Origin of the sequence: Photobacterium sp. CCB-ST2H9 (genome assembly GCF_023151555.2) — a bacterium.
Taxonomy (GTDB): Bacteria; Pseudomonadota; Gammaproteobacteria; order Enterobacterales; family Vibrionaceae; genus Photobacterium.
Map to the genome: position 1 here is coordinate 1,108,642 of NZ_CP100426.1, position 20,512 is coordinate 1,129,153.

The following is a 20,512-nucleotide window of genomic DNA, read 5'->3' on the forward strand; positions in this document are numbered from 1 at the left end:
CTCTCTAAAGCCCCATGGATTTACTGATAACTTCCAGCATGATTTCACTGGTGCCACCGTAAATTTTCTGAACCCTGCTGTTGACCCATAACTTACCAATGGATGAATCGCTCAGATATGCGCTGCCGCCGTGCAGCTGCAGACATTCATCTGCGACTTTATTCTGGACTTCCGTTGCCCACCACTTCAGGCGTGCAGCATCCTCCAGTTTCAGCGCACCGGCATTAAACTGTTCAATCGCCTCATTCAGATAACTGCGGGTTACTTTGATTTGCGTATCCAGCTGCGCCAGTAAAAAGCGGTTGTACTGGAAGGAGCCGATCGGCTGACCAAACGCCTTGCGGTGTTTCACATAGGCCAGCGTTTCAGCCATCATGGCTTCCGCACTGGTAATCGCGACAGTACTGATACTGAGCCGCTCACGCGTCATGGCAGTCATAAAGTAATAACTTCCCAGGTTCTCGCGGCCGAGCAAGTTGCTTTTCGGTACAACACAGTGATCAAAATATAAATCAGCCGTATCACTGGCATGCCAGCCCAGCTTTTTCAGGGCCGGCCCCCGGGTAAATCCGGGCATGTCTCTTTCGACGATAATCAGACTGATCCCCTGCCCACGCGCACCGGCATCCGTTTTCACCGCAACGACAAAAAGATCCGCATTCACGCCATTGGTGATAAACGCTTTGCCGCCATTGAGGATATAGTGGTCGCCCTCTGAAATGGCCTGCGTGGTGAGTCCCGTTGAATCAGAACCGCCACCGGGTTCTGTAATTGCAATAGCTGCTATGCGTCTGCCACTGCACAGATCCGGCAGCCAGCGCTGCTTTTGTTCCTCTGTTCCCAACAGGTTGATGTAACTGGCAATCACATCATTGTGCGAAATGACAATCGGTGCCGTCATGCCAACCGCGATCATCTCCTCCGTCAGCGCCAGCGCATACCGGTAATCAGGTTTATCCTGACCGCCGAGCTCCGGACTCACCCCCATACCCAGCAAACCATGTGCCCCCATCGTGAGCCAGAAATCCCGGTCCACCAGTCCCTGAGCTTCCCAGGCTGCTAATTTGGGTTTTGCATGATGCTCAAAACACTCCCGGCAAGACAGCCGAAAACGCGCTAGTTCCTCTGTAATCGTACTCACTGAAACACACTCCAACTGTCCATTCTGTTTTCTTGTTCGAGCCGGTCAGACTCATCAGCTTCCATGGCCTGCCGGATCACCGGCCAATGCTGGTAAACCGCGAAATGATCGCCATTCAGCCTGATCAGGGACGTACCGCCTGTGGTATGGCGCTGCCACGCCTGAATCGTCTCTTCAGGTACATGCGGATCGTCCGAGGCGGAAACCAGTACCAGCGGCTGCGCGACCCGCATCTCTTTCAGTTGCAGAAACTGACTGCGGATCTGAAAGTCTGTCCGTATCTGACCGACAAAGCGTTTTGCCAGAACCGGCTCGTTCAGCACGGTGTCCGGCGTCCCCTGATCCGCACGCATTTTTTGCAACAGAGATTCATCAGACCATAAATGCAGATCGTCATAGGGCTGTTCGCTGGGTGGGACCGATCCGGACACAACGCTGAATGCCGGATGCATGCCGTACTTTTCAGACAGAACCCTAGTCACCACCACACTCAGCACACCGCCAAAACTGTGGCCAAATGTTGCCCAGCCATGAATGCCCTGCTGCTGTTTCAGTCTGAAATCCCTGAATATTGTGTCGGCCAGTTGCCCGGCCAGCACTTCCAGATTGCTGACCTCCGGCTCCCGGGCCAGCACGCCTCGTCCCGGCATTTCAACCGGCTGCAGCAAGGTCGTGCCTTCCGCTTCATGTTGTTTGCAGAACGGACGATAAACAGAAGCACTCGCACCGGCATGCGGGAAGGCATAAATCACCCGTGTTTTATGCGATGTCATCGAGACCTCCTGTTTTCAGGGCATGAGCGATGCGCTCTGCGAGCATAATCGTGGTCAGGTTGGTTGGCATTGAAGGGATCAACGGAAACAGCGAGGCATCGGCTACGGTCAGGCCCGAAACGCCATACACCCGGCCATCTTCGGCCGCAGCGCAGTTCGGATCGCCCTCGGGTCCCATCCTGACCGTACCTGAGGCGTGCCAGCCCGGATTCAGCATATTTTTCACCGCGCTATGCATCACCCGGTCATTTCCGATCATGGCTTCAGACCAGAACTGGACCCCGTCAAGAAACGAGGCGACCTGAGGTGCATGTAGTGCTTGCCATAACTGGCGGACAGCACCCACCATCCTGGTAATGTCATCATCATTTTCCCGCAGCGGCAGGTGGATAGACGGCAGCACCTCTGCTTCGCGACTGGTAATAAAGACTTGTCCCCGGGCAGCCGGTTGCATCAGCATCGCGGAAGCACCAACCAGCATCGGATAATCGACGCGATTTCTGAACTTCGGCACGGTGCTGCTTTCCACATTGTTAAGCAATCCGATCTGGACATCACTTTCTGCATCCACGCCACTGGCAATCCGGGCAGCAATCTGTCGCCAGGGCAGCCCGGGATGACAGACTCCGGTTTTAGGCAACGCCCACAACACGAGTGAAGCATGATCCTGCAAGTTTCTGCCCACCGCAGGACTTGCCACACGAACCGGAATACCCAGCGCCTGCAAGTGCTCAGGATCACCGATCCCGGAACGCTGAAGCAGTGCCGGGGTGCCAATAGCTCCCGCGGCAACAACGACTTCACCTGAGTCAAAGGAAAGCGAACGCCCCTGCCGGATAACGTCAACACCGACCACGATCTGTCCGTCAAACCGGATGCCGGACACCAGCACTTCGGTCAGCACAGTCAGATTGGGGCGGTCCATCACAGGCATCAGATATGACTGGCACACATCTACCCGACGAGACAGCTGCGTTACATTGGCAGGGACCAGACCGACCGCCGGGGCTTCACCTTCATTCAGATCTGCGGCATAAGGAATACCGAGATCCTGACAAGCCTGAGAAAACGCTGCATCCAGCGGATGCAGGCTTTCCGCCGCCGGGCGACGCAACACCATCGGCCCGGCATCGCCATGCTGCGGACAGTCCGGAAAATCAATGTCGGTTTCTGATCGGCAATACCAGGGCAGTACTTTGTCCCAGGTCCACTGCGTGCACCCCATCTCAGCCCATGCCGCGAAATCTCGGGGAAAAGTCCGCAGTGCTACGGCACCGTTCACAGCCGATGATCCGCCCATCACCTTGCCCACCCGGTAGTCGAAATACTGAGGGCGTGTCTCCTGCACCGGATTTTCAGCGACCTGACGGATGACCTCGCTGGCTGGCGTATATTCCCCTTTCAGCCGTGCCTGGTAATGCCAGTTATAATTTTCCAGAACCAGGCGGGATGCATCATTCAGCGGACTGTCCGGCAAATGTGTATCGGATGCCGGCCCGGCTTCGAGTAATAACACCTGCTTGGAATTGTCTTCTGAGAGCCGGGCTGCCAGCACACAGCCAGCCGCCCCGCCTCCGACCACGATGTAATTAAACCGGCCCTGCGCCAGTGCGTTCTGTTCTTCTGAGCTCATCACAGGCTGACTCCGTCCGGTTGTTTCATCGACTCGATGATTTGCGCGAACTGACGGATGCTGGTGTTCAAGAAGAGTCCTTCAATCAGATCCTGCTCCTGAACCGCGGTCACATGAAACGCTTCACGAAGGGTACTCAGCAATGCAACGGCAATCAGAGAATCGCCTCCGACGTCAAAGAAACCGGCGTTAACATCCACATCGTCATGCTGAAGCAGTTCACGCCATAAGCTGAGCAGGCGTTGTTCAGTCTCTGACACCGGCGCAGCATCTTCTCCGGCAGCTAGCGCAGTTTCCTCAGGCCAGGGGGCCGGCAATGCTTTGCGGTCAATTTTGCCATTGCCAGTCAGAGGCATATGCGGAAGCACAATGAAGTAAGTCGGCGACATGTAAGGCGGCAACGATTGACGTACCTGATCCCGGCAACGCTGCTGAATGATGTCCTGATCGATATGTGTTGCCTGCTCATGCAGCACCAGGTACGCAACCAACTGGCGCTGGCCGGAATGCGGGTGAGCGGGCGCATCAATCACCACATGACTGATTTCATCCAGCTTGAGTAAGGCATACTCAACCTCTCCCAGCTCAACCCGGTAGCCATTGATTTTGACCTGATTATCATCCCGACCGAGAATCTCTATCAGGCCATCAGAAATATACCGGCCTAAATCACCTGTTTTATAAAGCCGCTCACCCGTTTGAGGATGCACAAAAAAGCGTTGTGCCGTTTTTTCCGGATCGGCCAGGTAACCTTGCGCCACTCCGTCACCCGCAATGTATAACTCACCAATCACCCACTTCGGACAAGACTCAAGCCACGAATTCAGGACATGAAAACGCTGGTTAGCCAGTGGTTTACCATAAGGAATACTGACCCAGTGTTTTTCTACCTGCTCAATGGGATAGCATATCGACCAGATGGAACCTTCTGTTGCGCCGCCAAGGCTAATCACCTTCGCTTCTGGCAATGCACTGCGGATCCCATCCGGCAAATCAACCGGAATCCAGTCACCACTCATCAGGATCAGTCTGAGCGAACTGTTTGCCAGATGCTCGCTGGCGCGGTCGACCATCACCTTGACTGGTGCAGGCACACTATTCCAAATGGTCACCCCATGTCGGATGAGCGTCTCGCACCAGACTTTTGGATCATTGCTGGCATCGGCCTCCTGAAATACCAGACGGCCGCCTGCACCCAGCACACCAAAATAGTCGTAGACAGACAGATCAAATCCTGCCGGTGCAATAGACAGCACCGCGTCATCTGCAGTGACATGAAAACGTCTGTTGATGTCCTCAACTGTATTGGCCGCATTTCGGTGCGATATCATGACTCCCTTCGGTTCACCTGTTGAACCGGAGGTGAAAATCACGTAAGCCAAATCATCCAGTTTTTGCACCGAGCTGAGCGGTTTTGCAAATTCAGCCTGAGCCGGTAAATGATCCAAATTGACCCTCAGAAATGGCTGATATTCCTCAGGATCAGCGAAGGTCGTCGTATCCGTCACGACAGCCTTTGCCTGACAGCGTTGCAGCAGGTGCAGACGACGTTCCCGGGGCAGAGCCGGATCAATCGACACATAAGCAGCCCCGGCCTGTAAGATTCCCAGAAGTCCGACAATCAAATCTGGACCCTGTGGCAAGGAAGCGGCAATCAAATCGCCCGCTTCGATCCGGGCCGATGCTCTTAATTGCTGCGCTAAGCGGGTCGACTGTGAAACCAGCTGGCCGAAAGTCAGACGGGTGTTCCCCTGTTCTATTGCAATTGCATCCGGGCGACTCGCCGCAGCTTCCAAAATCATGTCGTGCAGCAAGCGGGGGGTAAAATCAACTACAGTCTGATTGGCCGCCTGACGTTCTGCCGCGTCTGATTCAGGTAAATCGACAACGGAGCCGGTTTGCTGCCAGAGTGACGGTTCACTGACCATTTTTTCCAGTAAGTTGACGTAAGCTGTTAACATGTCTTCAATCAGATGATTGGGGAACAGACCGTCGACATAATTAAAGTGAATCCCCAAGCCTTCCGGTTGAAGATCGATTTGGTTTTCCAGCCAGATCTGCGGCGTTTGATTGCTGGCATAGGCCTGCTTGCTATTGGGACCACACCAGTCAGACACCCATTCTTCCAGCTCTGAAGTCAGGGTATTACTGAAAACCACAGGCATCGACACAGCACGGTTTTCCTGTTTACGGCTGGTCAGTTCACGTAAGACCTGAATTCCGTTAAAAGTGCCGTGCAAACGTCCCTGGTACAGGGTGGTTTGCAACTGCAATAAACGCTGCTCAACCGTGCTTTCCTGATGACCTGCAACTGGCAGCAATTGCGGCTGAAGAAAATTCCCCACGGTCAACTCAATGCCTTCCTCAAAAGGCCTGCGCATCAATTGCGTCAGCGTCAGTGTAAATTCCTGACGTTTCGACCACTGGCGGATCACTTCTGTATAACACCCAAGCAAAACCGACTCTGCTGTCAGGCCATGCTGATCTGCAACGGTTCGGAGTGCGCTTAAAATATGATTTGGAATCAGTCTGGACAGACGTTTAATTGAGGGTGATTCAATTTGTTGCGGAGATATTTTCTGTGGTAGTTCAGGTGCCGGGGGAAGATTTTCAATTTGCTCCAGCCAGTATTGCTGGTCCTCCCGGCCTTGCGGCTCTCCCTGGAGCACACGCTCTGCCGCAATATATTCCAGAAAATCAGGTAATCTGGACAGTGAGGTCTGGGCCTGCTGCAGATATTCACGCCACATGTCTTTCAAGACCAAGCGTACGCTGATCAAATCAAGAAACATCAGGTCAAAATGAAAATGCAGGCGCCAGTTGCTCTCTGACATTCGGGTCACCCGAACTTCAAAGGCTGGGATTTCGTCCAGAGGAAGTAACTGTTTTTCCATTTCATGACGCAGAGTCGCGAGAAAGCCAGCTTGTTCAGTTGGCTCCCAGGCAGAAATATCTTTTGTTTTAATGCTGTATAAAGTGCCAGCCGGAAAAACTTTCTGGTTACCTCCAGCGACAGTCACCGCTCTGAGCATGCTGTGCCGTGAAATCACTTGATTGACTGCGTGTTTAAAACGGCTTAAATCCAGCGCTTCAATATCCAGTTCAAGATAATAGCTACTGGATAATCCCCCGAGTTCCAATCCGGTATTTCTGCCGATCAGATACGCATACTGAATATCTGTCAGCGGTTGTTCCTCCCCTTCGGCAAGGGTGATCTTTTCAGAAAATGGGGCGTGTAAAGGCAGGTTTCCGAGGTATAGTGCGTCGAGGTGTTCATCTGATTGCCAGTCAATCAGTGACTTTTGCTCAGTGTTCTGGAATCCCAACTTTCCATGTTTTTTGACTATCTGTGTGCCAACGTGATCAAGGTTCATAGTGGGTCATGTGTCCTTCGTTCGTTTGTATAAAGTCTGCGTTTCGAAAAATTATTGGTATGTAGAAACGCAAATCAAATGCACTCGATTGCTATGCAACTCAAGCGCACGTTACAAACTAGAAGAAAAAGAACCACTCAATAAAGAAATCAATTGATTAATTTATGCTTTATTTGAATTCACTGGATCCATATCAATTCCTCATAGAAATAATGCTGTCTATCTATAACAAAATATTGCTTCCTGTCACATTTATCAGGCCTCGCCAGCGACTGCAGTCTCCATTCGCTGGAACTTGCGCCGTGTCAGAAACCATGCCAACCCGGCAGCAAACAGATAAACGCCTGCCGCAGTGCCAAAAGCCAGCCCATATCCGCTCACGACATCAGGGGCAAATCCTGCGACAGCCATTAGAGATGCCAGACCAAATGTCGGGCCTAACTCCATAGAGGTATTCATCACTCCTCCGGCCAGACCGGCTTGTTGCTGGGGAACATGCATTGTCGACAGAACAGCAGAACCAGCGAACATCATTGAGGTGCCGATTGTCAGTGTCACAATGCCAGGCAACAGTCCTGAGGTATACATAACCTGCAGATGAATTCCTGAAAGCAGCGTCAAGCCGGCGGCACCAATCAAAAGCCCGCAGATAGTGACTTTCAATGGCCCCAAGCGGCTCACAATATTACTGGCTGCTCGATTCATCAGCAGCAGCGTGAGGGTATAGGGGACAAAAGCACCAGCAGTTTCGAGCGGAGTCCAGTTTTGCTGTATCTGAAGAAACAGAGACAACAAGAAAGTAACCAGTCCCATACTGGCCGAAGCCAGAAGAATACCGATCAACCCGACAATGCGGTAAGGTTCACGAACAAAACCCGGCGGCAGAAGAGGCGCTTTGACACGTCGTTCCACCAAAAAAAACAAACTGATCAGGCAGACACCAGAGATCAGCGGCCCGAGGACCATCGCTGAAGACCATCCAAACTCTCCACTGGCGATCAACCCATAACTTCCAAGTGCAATACCCAGGGTTGCAAGCAGAGCACCGATGAGATCAAGCCCGGATTCCTGAGGAAGAGATTGCGCGTTATCCTTCGGCAAGAGCCACGCAACGGCTGCCAGGCCAATGAGAGCAACCAGCACAGGTGCGACAAACATCCATCGCCATGAAACCCATGTCGTCACCACGCCAGATGCAAGAAAACCTACACCTCCCCCAAGAACGGATACGCCCCCCCAGGTTGCCATGGCACGCATGAAATCACCTGGCAGAGGAAACAAAGTCCGTAAAACAGCCACAGCTGCCGGTGCTGTCATCGCTGCACCGGCACCCTGCAGAAACCGCATGACAACCATCATGGAAAAATTCGAAGAGAAAGCTGCACCAGCAGACGCCAGGCCGAAGATACAAAGTCCGATGGTCAGAAGTTTTCTGCCGCCAAACCTGTCTGTTAATCGTCCGCCGAATAACAGCAGTCCGCTGAACGATAAACCATATGCGGTGCTGACCAACAGCAAATCAGCTGCGTTCAGCCCAAACTCCACACCAATATCCGGTAAAGGAATTCCTATCATGACAATGGTAAAAATCAGTGTTGCCTGCACCACAGCGAGCAAGGTAAAGGCAAGCTTGAACTGTGGTTTTACTTCAGCAGATGTTGTCTGCACTTTCTGTTCCCCCATTTCGGTCATGACAGGATCCTTAAGATAAAAAGCCAACTGACATTGTTATATTTTAAAATTATTATTCAATTGAATCATTGAATGTTGGATAGCATAGGTGAGTAATCTCATATCTGTCAACATGAAAATGATTCAAAAAATGGGGAGATACAAACTGGATGAAATATCTTGAGAACTTCCCCCTGCAACGACTCAGAGCTGATGGCTGAGTGAAAAATCAATTCACGCTCTGTCAACCGGATATCCCGCGGCTTTCCATTCCGGAACCCCTTCATTGAAGCGCCTGGCTGACAAACCTTTTTCTCTGAGCGCGGCGACAGCCTTGACAGACAGGGAACAGTAAGGCCCACGGCAATAAGCAACGATATCCTGCTCTTCCGGCAACTCAGACAAGCGCTTTTCCAGCTCCGGCAGCGGAATATTAACAGCGCCCGGCAGATGACCCTGAGCAAATTCCTCTTCAGGACGGACATCCAGCAAAGTCACACTGTTTTCATGCATCCTGCTTAAGAGCTCTTCACGCGATATTGCTTCCGCATCTTTCTGATCATTTAAGGTGCTCACCACCAGCTTTTTGATTTCAGAGTGATTGAACTCTGCGAATTGTCGCAATGCAATCAATAACTCCACGATGGGGGCATCCCCCAGACGATAGAAAACGTGTTTTCCTTCCCGTCGTGTTTGCACATACCCGTTCCGCTTGAGTTGTTGCAGATGCTGAGAAGCATTGGCTACCGTCAGTTCAGCAAGCTCCGCCAGCTTTTCTACCGGTTTCTCCCCCTGAGCAATATGCTCCAGCAAAATCAGCCGGTGTGCATTCCCCAGGGGCCGAGCAAGATCTGCCAACTCCGCGTAAATATGATATTGATTGTTTATCATTGACATAAAAATAGTTCTGCCTCATCATTCAATCGATTTATTGAATTATATATCTTTATCAGTGAATTGGTATGGTACGTGCCTCATTTGCTGACATTTTTATAGTTATACCAAACACATACCAGCCTGAGAGTAAAAAGGAGAAACTGTATGGAACCAGGCTTCATCATTCACGCTGTTTTACTGGGAATCGGCGCCACCCTGGTCATGGACTTGTGGGCCTTATTCCTGAAAGTCTGCTTTAACATTCCATCTCTGAATTACACCATGGTCGGTCGCTGGATCGGACATTTACCCAAAGGACAATTCACCCATCCAAATATCGGAAAAGCTGCGCCTGTTACTGGTGAAGCCGTCATTGGCTGGACAGCCCACTATCTGATTGGGATTGCCTTTGCGTTTGTATTGCTGTGGGGATGGGGACTGGAATGGACAGCTTCGCCAACCCTGTTACCTGCACTAATTGTTGGTATCGTGACCGTGGCAGCGCCGTTTTTCATCTTACAGCCAGGCATGGGAGCCGGCGTGGCCGCGTCAAAAACACCCCAACCGAATACCGCCAGATTCCGAAGCCTGCTGGCTCATACCTCCTATGGCGTCGGACTTTATCTGACCGCATTGGTGCTTCCCCTTTAAGCAGTGTTCTGTTTATCCCCCTTGAAGCACAAAGCCCCTGACCAACGTCAGGGGCTTTACTTTATTGGAGCGCTTTTGGCGTCCCTTTAAGGTGTGACAATACCAAAGTCACTTCTGAAGGTATCGAAGATTGCCATGAAATCCGCAAATTTCTGACCATCATTCACTTTCAGCTTTCCGGCTTTTATTTGTGATTCCAGTGATGCTTTGCGTGTCAGTAAATCCACCATGTCAGATTTTTCGATAACCAATGTAATATCCGGGTTTTCCAGCTGGCGATCCTGATACGTTTTCAACACAGCGTTTGATAACAGCATTGAATACTCCCCTGACCTTGAATCCGTGTCGCCTGTCACTTTCAGGTTTATCGTGAAGGTTTTACCTGCCGCCTTTTCCGGATTCACCCGCACGGTCATTGCTTCCAGCACAGAGCTTACAGGCATGTTTTTCGCAATTGCTGTCGTATCCGGCGTTGGTGCAGACTTGAAACCTTCACGCAATTCCTTCGCACCAATCAGATAATAATTGCGCCAGGGTCCTGACTCAGCCTGATAACCCAATTGTTCCATCGCATCTGCTTCCAGGTAACGCGCTTCTTTATGGGTTGGATCGGCAAACACCACATGATTCAACAGCGTAACTGCCCATCGATATTCACCGTTTTCGACAGCTTTCTTCGCGATTTCAATTACCTGTCCGGCACCTCCCATTGCCTCAACATACTTCGCCCCCGCATCCTCTGGCGGCAGCGGATTCAGGTTCGCCGGGTTACCATCCCACCATGCTCCAAAGTAAAAGTCGTACGTCGCTCGTGCGTTGTGCGATACCGATCCGTAATAGCCACGGTTAAACCACGCTTTATCCAGAGATTCCGGCAATTGAATTTTTGATGAAATTTCATTGGGGGTATAACCCATATTTGCAAGCCGCAGCGTCTGATCATGGACGTATTTGTACATATCCCGGGTTTTCTCAAGCTGATCTTTAATTTTCGCCTGCCCCCAGGTCGGCCAGTGGTGTGAAGCAATCATGGTATCGGCTTTATCGCCATACAGGTGAATGGTCTCATCCACATATGCAGCCCATTTACTGGCGTCACGGGTTTGCGCCCCCCGTAATGTAGAAATATTGTGGATGGTATGCGTCATCACCTCAGATGCCAGCAAGGTTTTATACTTCGGCATATAAGCCATAAATTCTGCCGGGGCTTCAGACCCGTTCGCCATCTGGAAATCAAACTCAATACCGTCAATCCGGTGTTTTTCACCGGTCTTATGAATCATTAAAGTGGGTTCTACAATTCCCGGTATACCTGTCGACGTTGTCTTCCCCAAACCGGCATCCACCAAGCCTCTTGGTCCGCGTTCAGCCAGGTTTCCATACATGAAACTTGCACGCCGCGACATCAGATTTCCGGCCAGAACATTCTCTGAAATGGCATGTTCAAAGAAACCTTCCGGGGCAACCACTTCAACCTGCCCATTCTGATACGCGTCTTTCGTCGTCACGCCCCAGATACCACCGAAGTGGTCAATGTGAGAGTGTGTGAACACGACTGCAGTCACGGGCAGGTTCTCGACGTATTGATTCAACAGCGCCAGGCCAGCCCGTGCAGTTTCCTCAGAAATTAATGGGTCGACCACAATCCAGCCTTTTTCACCCCGGATGAAAGACATGACCGACAAGTCAAATCCCCGGATCTGATAAATACCTTCCGTGACCTGAAACAACCCAGCTTTATTGTTCAGTTGGGCCATGCGGAGCAACGAGGGATTAATGGTATCCATCTGTTGCTTCGAGTTCACAAACTGAAAAGCATCAAAATCCCAGACAACTTGACCATCTTTGTCCTGAATCGTTTGATAGGGCCAGGTTGCAATGAAGCCTCTGCTGGCAGAATTGAAGTCCTCACGGTCTTCAAAATTCAGGTATTGACGCAATGCATCATTTTTTTCAATGGTAAAAGCACTGGCAGGTTTACTTTCGGGAGTGATTTCCATGGACGCGAATACAGATTGTGACACCAGCGCAATGGATAAAAATACGACAGACTTCCTGAACTTCATCAATTAAACCTCTTCTTTCAACAGCCCAAACATTCATTAGTTCTATTTTTTCAGCCGCAGCATTTTTTGACCGAATATAAAATTCAAAAACAGTGAATCAACGTCAGAGATACCGCAGACAAGTTGACGCTCTTTGACAGTGTGTTTAGTCTATCGTCTTCGCAATGAACCGTCGGAAAGGTGCTGTTGAAAGAATGGAAAGTGGTGTCGATTTAAATTTACTGCGCACTTTAGTGATCGTCTGCGAATCGAAGAACCTCAAACTCGCCGCGGTGAGACTGGGCGTGACTGAAAGCGCTGTCAGTAAGCAGCTGTCACGTCTGAGTGAACAATTGAACGAAGTGTTGTTCGAGCGAACACCAAATGGTCTTGAACCCACCGCTTACACACGATTGCTGTTACCTGACATTCAATCTGCACTCAAAAGTATTCAGACTGCACTGAACAAAAAGACGTTTGACCCCAGACAATTCCAAGGCACGCTGACAATCGCTTTGCCATTAATCACGCTCGATAAATTTGGCAAACAACTCTTTCAAACCCTCAAGCAGGCTTTACCGCAAAGTAAAATTATTCTTTCTACCTGGAATTCGACAACCCTCTCATCCATCATCAATGGTGAAATAATAATGGGCGTTCACTTTTGGAATTCAGATATTCCGGGCGAAATTCATCTCAGAAATATCACAGATGATGAGTTTGTGGTTGCCATTGCGAAAAGTCATGCCGCATCGGATTTTAATGAAGTGAAAACCTGGCCATTTATTATGTTACGCAGCAGCGGCTGGAATGATCACCATTCTCCCTATTACGAAAAATTCGTCAATTTAGGCACTACCTTTAATTTTGAATACCAACTTGATAGCCCGCAACTTGCATATCAATTTATGAGCAAAGAAAAAGTGGCCATGCTGATGACGCTGAAGAATATGCCTGATGACCTGAAGCGCATTCCGACACCGGACGCATCCCGGTTGCAGGTCAAATTATCGAGTTACACCACACTGGCCAATCGCTCCAATCCGTTAAACCTTTTCCTCCATAAAAAATTAGTTGAAGTGTTTTCATCCAAATCAAAAGGCCCGGCATCACATCGATAAGCCGGGCGCTGCGTATTCGCTGAAACAGCTAGTGTTAAGCCAGTTTAAACCGGTGAATCATCTTCATCAGATCCGATGAAACATGGATCAGTTCATCGCTGGCCTGTGCCATCTGATTCGACTCTGATGCGACCGACAGCGACATATCTTTCAGACTGACAACATTGCTGTTGATGTCGTTCAGTGTCAGCGTCTGCTGCTCGGTTGCCGTTGCGATATGCTGATTCATGGCCTGAATGGTCTGCACTTCACCATTAATCACATTCAGCGCCTCACCGGCATCCTCAGAGATTTTGGAAGCATTTTTTGCTTTTTCCGTCCCTGTTTCCATCACTTTCACGGCATTTCCAGCACCAAGCTGTAACTGCTCGACAATCTTCTGAATTTCCAGCGTCGATTCCTGTGTCCGTTGCGACAATGTCCGCACTTCATCGGCCACCACTGCAAAGCCACGCCCGGCTTCACCGGCCCGGGCAGCTTCAATCGCTGCGTTCAGTGCCAGTAGGTTGGTCTGTTCGGCAATGCCCCGGATCACTTCCAGTACGGTATCCACATTCCGGCTGTCTGCTGCCAGCTGTTCAACCACCTGACTGGCCTGATCAATATTCTCAGCCAGCGCGTTGGCTTCCTCGACATTCTTATCGACAATCAGTTTTCCGCTTTTGGTCCCTTTCGCAGCAGACAAACTGGCATCATTGGCTTCAACTGTACGGCGGCTGACTTCTTCAACAGTCGCCAGCATCTCCGTCATGGCCGCTGCCAACTGCTCCACATCATTTTGCTGCTGGTTCAGATTGCTGTCCACGGTGTGAATCGATGAGGACACCTGATTCGCAGCCGCTGCAACCTGAGAACCGGCCGTATTGATCTGCAGCATGATCCCCTGTACCGAAGCCACAAACTGATTAAAGTACCGGGATAAAACGGACAGCTCATCAGCACCTTGCTCATTCAGACGCTGGGTCAGATCGCCTTCCCCCCGGGAGAGCGCCTGCATCGCGGCAACGGTCTGCTTCAACGGCGAAGTGATAGAACGGATAATCAATGCAATCAGCGCAGACAGTACCAGCAACATCCCGCCGGCATTCATCATTGACATCATTTCAGCCTGGCGGATATCTTCCTGCAACGCGACCATATTCATCCCGCTGCCCACCAGCCATTGCCAGGGCACAAATTGCACCGCGTAGCTCGTTTTAGGCTCCAGAACCGTTTTATCCCTGGCGGAAGGCCACTCATAATCAACGAAACCACCGCCCTGCTTCGCTTTCTCATAGAGTTGCTGCACAAAATACACCCCGGCACCATCTTTCAGGTTCAGCGTATTTTTACCAATGAGCGCCTGCACGCCACTGACGAGCTGCACCCCTTGGTTATCCCCCACAAACACATAGTTTCCGTGATCAAAACGCATGGCTGCAACGGCCTGAAGTGCGGCTTGCTTCGCCTCCGCTTCAGTCATTTCGCCCGAAACACTCAGGCTGTGGTAATGACTGATCACCCCCATCGCACTATCCACCAGATTCGCGACGCCATGCTCATAATTTCCTCGCATGAACTCACGCGTCTTGCTGGCATTCACCAGCGTATTGACCAGCAAACCAAGCGCAAACAGCACCAGCAGCACCCAAATTCGTGCTGCAATGCTGAAACCAGACAACCAGGTTCTCATTCTGTTTCTCCTTAGGTTTCGTGATCCATAGCTATCGTGAACCTTAGCTTTCGTGAGGTGTATTCAACCTGCGAGCCTTGAGGCATAAATGGTGCTGCTGATGCAGATCGCGTAATTTCGCCTGACTTTGCTTCAAATCCTCCCCCTGATTCGCAACAAAATGGTTCACAGCATCTTCAAGCGAAGCCAGTAATTCGTGAGACTGAGCAACATGCTTTTCCTGCTGTTCCGGAGTTTCGCGGCCACTGGCATGTTTGATTCGCTTGTTCTGGGCTAACTGAAAGACGTTTTCCATCATCTGGTTCCTTCTTGCTCATGGTGCTCAAAACGGTACACATTGATTCGGTTTAACGCACAATCCGGCAGGTAAATATGGTTATTATTGGCATGCAGCAAATATGGCATCCAAAGTTGCCCTTTGCTGGCATCTGCGCCAAAACTGCTGAAACTGTCGACAATATTGCCATTCAGGTCAAAAACTTTGATCGCCCGGTTCACCAGATCTGAAACAAACAGGTGCTGATTGTCATAGTCAATGCTGGTAGGCAGCAGAAAATGATCGCTGTCGATGCTGTAACCCGGCTGACCAAAGCTGTGAACCCACTTCATTCCATTATCAAAAATCTGAATCCGGTTATTATTCTGGTCCGTAACATAAAGCCGGCCCTGTTCGCAGGCTGTAATATCGGTCGGCGTGTGGAACTGCCCATTGCCCTGTCCCAGTTCACCAAACACTTCAACCAGCCCCGCCACACCTGATGCACTCAGACGCCAGCGAGCAATCCGGTTATTCCCGGAGTCGGCAATAAAGATATCGTTGCTGACCGGGTCGATGGCCAGACCCTGTGGTTTATTGAACTGCCACGGCTCACGGCCCATGCCCCCGAAGTTGGTATAAGGCACCAGTTCACCCAACCGGTTGTCATACTGAAAAACAGTGATGATGCCACTGAGATAATTGCTCACGACAATCATCGGGACACGCGGATCCAGTTGTCCGGGTAATGGCTGCATGGGCTTGTAAGCGGCAATGCCTAACGAGCCGGGCATTAATGGCAGGCTGACGGGCAAAGACGCATCCTGTTTGCCATTTTCACTGGCCTGTAACTGGAAGTTCCCGGCATCAACCATCCAGAGGACATCCTTGGGATCATCAAATTTGTCATTGAGCATCACCCGGAGCCAGGTTTGCTGCCAACGCTGCACCCATTCCAACTGAGTGGTGACGGCCAGATTCCACCAGGCAGGCATCGCGGTTGGCTGAACCGCCTTGATCCAGGTTTCCTGCAGGGACAACTGATGCGCAAACCAGCGTTCAAACAGCGCCACAAAAGGGGAAGGGACCACAGCTTTGACCGCAGCATCCAGTGCGCCGGCAACCGCAGTGATGAAATGAAACTGACCCGGATTATCCCGTTCATCCCCCACGGAGCTCAGCACCCGGGTGGATGCCACGTTGCCGTCGCGCACACGGGACAAGTCAATCTCATGCATTTGCAACGTCGCCAGAATCGGCTCAGTGATCAGCATTCGGTGGGTGTCCGGCACAGCCGTGACCTGAATCGGCGAGAAGAAACCGTCCAAATCCCCCTGATAGTGGCCCGCCATGTCATAGACCGAAATGGCACTGTTTTTGGCCCCCGGGATCAGAATACGATTCTGGGTCACCGACACATCACGCGCCAGCTCAAGACCATCCAGATAGCATTTCCCATTCGCCGGAAACGGAATGCCCTGACCATGCCAGTCGCAACGCACAACCGTCGCGAATCCCGTATTCGCCACATACAGAGAACCCTGCTCATCCCGGCTCAGTCCCTGCGGCCAGAGAAAATGGATGGGACCATTCTCAGTTTCCACCGCATGTAATGAACGGCGGTATTCACCATCTTCTGAAAAAATCACCAGTCGGCTGGCGCCGCCCGGACCTTCATAGAATTCATCGGCCACACACAACTCACCTTGCCAGAAAGCCAGGCCATTCGGACCTTTCAAAGCCACATCTGTTTCATTGCCGAATCGTTTCACAGACGTAATGGATAACGCCTGATCATATTCAAGAATATGGATACGTGTATTGCCGATGTCACTGACATACATCCAGTTTTGTTCCGGATGAGCCAGCAACCGGAAAGGCATATTGAACTGCTGTTCACCGTCGCCGGTCGACCCGAACACAGCCAGCAGATGCGCCATCTCTTTATCGAAAATCAGCAGGCGATTATGCGCGGTATCGGCCAGCCAGATATGTCCGTAATGATCGATGCAATTCCCCACCGGTGTATTCAGAGACACATTGCCTGAAGTAAGACATGGCAGTTCAGGTAAAGCCGTGCATACCGTGCCAATCGTCGAAAGAAAATGGATACCCATATGGCTTCCCTGCTCACAAAAAGATGCGTTAATTTTTAAATCACTCACTGTATGGATAGATGAGCCGGGATGTAATGGAAAACAGGACTTTCGAAATTTTGAGAGTGTTCAAAATTCATACAAGATCTCAACAAAATTGCAGAGGGTTTCTGGTATTTTGCGGAACTTATGATCAGATAAAATCGTCAATTATTTGACGATTAAATATAAAAATGCCAACCGGTAGCGGTTTCGGCTGGCATTGGATCAGCATAGAAGCTGACGTCTGACTGAGGCAGGTCGCTGTCAGTGATTACATTGATAATGCTGCAGTGTTCACCCACACCTCGCCGTCTTCGACCCTGACCGGCCAGACCCGGACGCGGACTTCCGGCTGTTCAAGACACTGACCCGTGTGCAGACTGAAGTGCTGTTTATAAAGCGGCGATGCCACACTCAATTCACCCTGGATATCCCCGACAATTCCCCTCGAAATCACAAAGGCCCGGCCAATCGGGTCCCAGTTATCCAGTACAAAAATGCCGGGCTGCTGAGACGGCAGATAAAACAGCGCCAGCTGTGTATCATGGACCATCGCACCCATGCCTGAATTCACAATCAGATCATCCAGATGACAAACTTTCAACCAGCTCATACGCCCTCCTGCTCAGTTTGGCGGGTATTTTCAGGGGACGGCTCAATCATCTGAACCGGAATCCGCTGTCCGCGTTCACGTCGGTAGTCCGGCGAGACCACGTCACCGCTTTCATTCACGAAGCGTCTGAACCGCGCCAGTTTCTCCGGCGTCGACAACGTGGTTTTCCATTCGCACTGATAAGTCTCCACCACATGGTGCATTTGCTTTTCCAACTCAGCGTTGATGCCCAGACTATCGTCCACCACCACACTGCGCAGATAGTCCAGCCCGCCCTCAAGGTTCTGTAACCAGACGGATGTCCGTTGCAGCCGGTCGGCGGTACGGACATAGAACATCAGCACCCGGTCGATCAGGGTCACTAGTGCATCAGTTGAGAGATCCGACATCAGCAAATCGGCATGGCGCGGCCGCATCCCGCCATTGCCGCACACATAAAGGTTCCAGCCGTTTTCGGTCGCAATCACACCGATATCTTTACTCTGTGCTTCAGCGCATTCCCGGGTACACCCGGACACCGCAAACTTGAGTTTGTGCGGCGAACGCAGCCCTTTGTAGCGATTCTCCAGCATAATCGCCAGGCCGATTGAATCGTCGACGCCATACCGACACCAGGTCGATCCGACGCAGGATTTCACCGTTCTCAGCGATTTCCCGTAGGCATGGCCGGTCTCAAATCCGGCATCAATCAGGGCCTGCCAGATATCCGGCAACTGTTCGAGCTGTGCCCCGAACAAATCAACCCGCTGACCACCGGTGATCTTGGTATAGAGATCGTATTTTCTGGCGACTTCCCCTAAAACAATCAGCTTCTCCGGCGTAATTTCCCCGCCCGGAATCCGGGGCACCACAGAATAACTGCCGTCTTTCTGAATGTTGGCCAGAAAAGCGTCATTGGTATCCTGCAATGGCTGATGCTGAGGTTCGAGCACATGTTCATTCCACAACGATGCAAAAATCGAGGCGGCCGCAGGCTTGCATACATCGCAGCCCATGCCCTGACCGTGCCGGGCGATCAAGTCGTCAAACTGTTTGATTTGTCCCACCTGCACCAGATGGAACAGCTCCTGACGGGTATAAGCGAAATGCCCACAGAGATGGTTGCTGACTTCCATGCCCAGTGCCGCGAGTTCCTCATCCAGAATCGACTTCACCATGGTGCTGCAACCACCGCAGCCTGTCCCGGCCTTGGTGCAGCTTTTTAGTTCAGACAGGTCGTGAGTCCCTGCCTGCACCGCAGCCGTAATCTCTCCCCGGGTCACGTGATGACAGGCACAGACAATCGCCCCGGCATCTTTGCTGCCCTGCAACGCAGAACAGTCAAACAGCAACTCAGCCGGATGTGCAGGCAGCGGCATGCCGTTGAGGTAACATTGCAGCAGGGCATCATAATCCTGATTGTCCCCGATCAGAATCGCGCCCAGCAGCTTGTCTCCGGTGTCATTGACCACCAGTTTTTTGTACACCCCGGCACGCATGTCCTGGAACACCATTTCCTGACAGCCTTCGCCCTGACCGAGCGAGTTCCCGATGGCAGACACGTCCACGCCCATGAGTTTGAGTTTGGTGCTCATGTCCGCGCCACTGAAGGTGCTGTCGCCCCCTAAGATCTGATCCGCTGCAATCCGCGCCATGCTGTAACCCGGTGCCACCAGCCCGAAAATCCGTTGCTGCCACAACGCACATTCGCCGATAGCGTAAATATTGGGATCGCTGGTCTGACAGGCATCGTTAATGATGATGCCGCCACGCTCGCCAATCGCCAGTCCGCACTGACTGGCCAGTGTATCCTGCGGGCGGATCCCGGCGGAAAACACAATCACATCCACTTCCAGTGGCGCATGCTCCTGAAAGTTCATCCGGTGAAAAGCGGTTTCACCGTCCGTAATCCCCGTCGTTGCCCGACTGGTGTGCACCTGAACACCCAGTTCACTGACTTTACTTTTCAGCAGTGCACTCCCGGCATCATCAATCTGAACCGGCATCAGTCGTGGCGCAAATTCCACCACATGGGTTTCAAGCCCCAGCAGACGCAGCGCATTAGCCGCCTCCAGCCCCAGCAACCCGCCGCCGACGACCGCGCCGGTTTTCGCACCGGCACAGGCTGTTTTGATGGCAGACAGGTCATCGAGCGTCCGGTAAACAAAACAGTTGTCTCTGTCGCTGCCCTGCACCGGTGGCACAAAAGGATAAGAGCCGGTCGCCAGCACCAGTTTGTCATAGGCAAGCTGACTGTCACTTGCTAACGTGACACGCTGTTTTTCGCGGTCAATGCCGACCACCTGCTCTCCCAGCAACAACTCAATGCCATTGTCCTGATACCACTGCTCGTTGCTCAGCAGCAGATCCTGATGCTCACTGCCGGAAAACAGGGACGACAGATGAACCCGGTCGTAAGCGACAAAGCGTTCTTCGCCCAGCACAATAATCTGGTAAGACTGATGCGCATTTTGGGCCACCAGTTGTTCGATGAAGTGGTGGCCGACCATGCCGTTGCCCACCACCAGTAATTTTTCGCGTTGCATCAACATCATGCTCTCCTGAACTG

At 51.5% G+C, this 20,512-nt stretch carries 14 protein-coding genes; 2 read left to right on the plus strand and 12 right to left on the minus strand.

Annotation, left to right across the window (positions count from 1 at the left end):
• Positions 1 to 4 precede the first annotated feature (4 nt).
• From L4174_RS21760 to L4174_RS21785, 6 genes are all read right to left on the minus strand, one after another.
• The gene (locus tag L4174_RS21760) at positions 5 to 1,141 is read right to left on the minus strand and encodes an acyl-CoA dehydrogenase family protein (RefSeq protein ID WP_248143230.1); all 1,137 of its coding nucleotides are present in this window, start codon (positions 1,139 to 1,141) and stop codon (positions 5 to 7) included.
• Positions 1,138 to 1,914, minus strand: coding sequence for a thioesterase II family protein (locus L4174_RS21765; RefSeq protein WP_248143229.1), 777 nt, complete (start codon positions 1,912 to 1,914; stop codon positions 1,138 to 1,140). The genes L4174_RS21760 and L4174_RS21765 overlap by 4 nt, the downstream gene beginning before the upstream one ends.
• Entirely contained in the window at positions 1,901 to 3,547 is a 1,647-nt protein-coding gene (locus tag L4174_RS21770; protein ID WP_248143228.1) for a GMC family oxidoreductase, read from the minus strand. The genes L4174_RS21765 and L4174_RS21770 overlap by 14 nt, the downstream gene beginning before the upstream one ends.
• A complete protein-coding gene (locus tag L4174_RS21775) occupies positions 3,547 to 6,921 on the minus strand; it encodes an amino acid adenylation domain-containing protein (protein WP_248143227.1) in 3,375 nt (1,124 codons plus the stop codon). Before L4174_RS21775 ends, L4174_RS21770 begins: the two co-directional genes overlap by 1 nt.
• Before the next feature lie 255 nt (positions 6,922 to 7,176).
• Entirely contained in the window at positions 7,177 to 8,613 is a 1,437-nt protein-coding gene (locus L4174_RS21780) for an MFS transporter (RefSeq protein ID WP_248143226.1), read from the minus strand.
• Between the two features lie 213 nt (positions 8,614 to 8,826).
• Complete coding sequence (locus L4174_RS21785) at positions 8,827 to 9,489, minus strand: metalloregulator ArsR/SmtB family transcription factor (RefSeq protein ID WP_248143225.1); 663 nt, start codon at positions 9,487 to 9,489, stop codon at positions 8,827 to 8,829.
• 144 nt (positions 9,490 to 9,633) lie between these two features.
• Between L4174_RS21785 and L4174_RS21790 the strand changes: the two genes are divergently transcribed.
• Positions 9,634 to 10,119, plus strand: a complete 486-nt coding sequence (locus L4174_RS21790) for a DUF2938 domain-containing protein (protein ID WP_248143224.1) — start codon at positions 9,634 to 9,636, stop codon at positions 10,117 to 10,119.
• 86 nt (positions 10,120 to 10,205) lie between these two features.
• On the opposite strand, the gene L4174_RS21795 is transcribed toward L4174_RS21790, so the two are convergent.
• The gene (locus L4174_RS21795; RefSeq protein ID WP_248143223.1) at positions 10,206 to 12,185 is read right to left on the minus strand and encodes an alkyl/aryl-sulfatase; all 1,980 of its coding nucleotides are present in this window, start codon (positions 12,183 to 12,185) and stop codon (positions 10,206 to 10,208) included.
• 194 nt (positions 12,186 to 12,379) lie between these two features.
• On the opposite strand from L4174_RS21795, the gene L4174_RS21800 reads away from it, so the two are divergent.
• Positions 12,380 to 13,285 (plus strand): LysR family transcriptional regulator, encoded by a 906-nt coding sequence (locus L4174_RS21800; protein ID WP_248143222.1) that lies wholly within the window; start codon positions 12,380 to 12,382, stop codon positions 13,283 to 13,285.
• Positions 13,286 to 13,319: 34 nt separating this feature from the next.
• On the opposite strand, the gene L4174_RS21805 is transcribed toward L4174_RS21800, so the two are convergent.
• The 5 genes from L4174_RS21805 to nirB form a co-directional block, all read right to left on the minus strand.
• Positions 13,320 to 14,957 (minus strand): methyl-accepting chemotaxis protein, encoded by a 1,638-nt coding sequence (locus L4174_RS21805; protein ID WP_248143220.1) that lies wholly within the window; start codon positions 14,955 to 14,957, stop codon positions 13,320 to 13,322.
• A 43-nt stretch (positions 14,958 to 15,000) separates the two neighbouring features.
• Positions 15,001 to 15,255, minus strand: coding sequence for a hypothetical protein (locus tag L4174_RS21810; RefSeq protein ID WP_248143218.1), 255 nt, complete (start codon positions 15,253 to 15,255; stop codon positions 15,001 to 15,003).
• Positions 15,252 to 17,330, minus strand: coding sequence for an NHL repeat-containing protein (locus tag L4174_RS21815; RefSeq protein ID WP_248143216.1), 2,079 nt, complete (start codon positions 17,328 to 17,330; stop codon positions 15,252 to 15,254). Before L4174_RS21815 ends, L4174_RS21810 begins: the two co-directional genes overlap by 4 nt.
• Before the next feature lie 292 nt (positions 17,331 to 17,622).
• Positions 17,623 to 17,964 carry a nitrite reductase small subunit NirD gene (nirD, locus tag L4174_RS21820; protein ID WP_248143214.1) on the minus strand — a complete coding sequence of 114 codons (342 nt, stop codon included), beginning with the start codon at positions 17,962 to 17,964 and terminating at the stop codon, positions 17,623 to 17,625.
• Positions 17,961 to 20,489 carry a nitrite reductase large subunit NirB gene (gene nirB, locus L4174_RS21825; protein ID WP_248143372.1) on the minus strand — a complete coding sequence of 843 codons (2,529 nt, stop codon included), beginning with the start codon at positions 20,487 to 20,489 and terminating at the stop codon, positions 17,961 to 17,963. Before nirB ends, nirD begins: the two co-directional genes overlap by 4 nt.
• Positions 20,490 to 20,512: the final 23 nt, after the last annotated feature.

What these genes read in the sequence shown, in the direction of transcription:
- L4174_RS21770 (WP_248143228.1), bottom strand. Translation starts at nt 3,547, where the DNA reads ATGAGCTCAGAAGAACAGAACGCACTGGCGCAGGGCCGGTTTAATTAC.
- L4174_RS21805 (WP_248143220.1), bottom strand. Translation starts at nt 14,957, where the DNA reads ATGAGAACCTGGTTGTCTGGTTTCAGCATTGCAGCACGAATTTGGGTG.
- L4174_RS21815 (WP_248143216.1), bottom strand. Translation starts at nt 17,330, where the DNA reads ATGGGTATCCATTTTCTTTCGACGATTGGCACGGTATGCACGGCTTTA.
- L4174_RS21780 (WP_248143226.1), bottom strand. Translation starts at nt 8,613, where the DNA reads ATGACCGAAATGGGGGAACAGAAAGTGCAGACAACATCTGCTGAAGTA.
- L4174_RS21785 (WP_248143225.1), bottom strand. Translation starts at nt 9,489, where the DNA reads ATGTCAATGATAAACAATCAATATCATATTTACGCGGAGTTGGCAGAT.
- L4174_RS21800 (WP_248143222.1), top strand. Translation starts at nt 12,380, where the DNA reads ATGGAAAGTGGTGTCGATTTAAATTTACTGCGCACTTTAGTGATCGTC.
- L4174_RS21775 (WP_248143227.1), bottom strand. Translation starts at nt 6,921, where the DNA reads ATGAACCTTGATCACGTTGGCACACAGATAGTCAAAAAACATGGAAAG.
- nirB (WP_248143372.1), bottom strand. Translation starts at nt 20,489, where the DNA reads ATGCAACGCGAAAAATTACTGGTGGTGGGCAACGGCATGGTCGGCCAC.
- L4174_RS21765 (WP_248143229.1), bottom strand. Translation starts at nt 1,914, where the DNA reads ATGACATCGCATAAAACACGGGTGATTTATGCCTTCCCGCATGCCGGT.
- L4174_RS21795 (WP_248143223.1), bottom strand. Translation starts at nt 12,185, where the DNA reads ATGAAGTTCAGGAAGTCTGTCGTATTTTTATCCATTGCGCTGGTGTCA.
- L4174_RS21810 (WP_248143218.1), bottom strand. Translation starts at nt 15,255, where the DNA reads ATGATGGAAAACGTCTTTCAGTTAGCCCAGAACAAGCGAATCAAACAT.
- nirD (WP_248143214.1), bottom strand. Translation starts at nt 17,964, where the DNA reads ATGAGCTGGTTGAAAGTTTGTCATCTGGATGATCTGATTGTGAATTCA.
- L4174_RS21790 (WP_248143224.1), top strand. Translation starts at nt 9,634, where the DNA reads ATGGAACCAGGCTTCATCATTCACGCTGTTTTACTGGGAATCGGCGCC.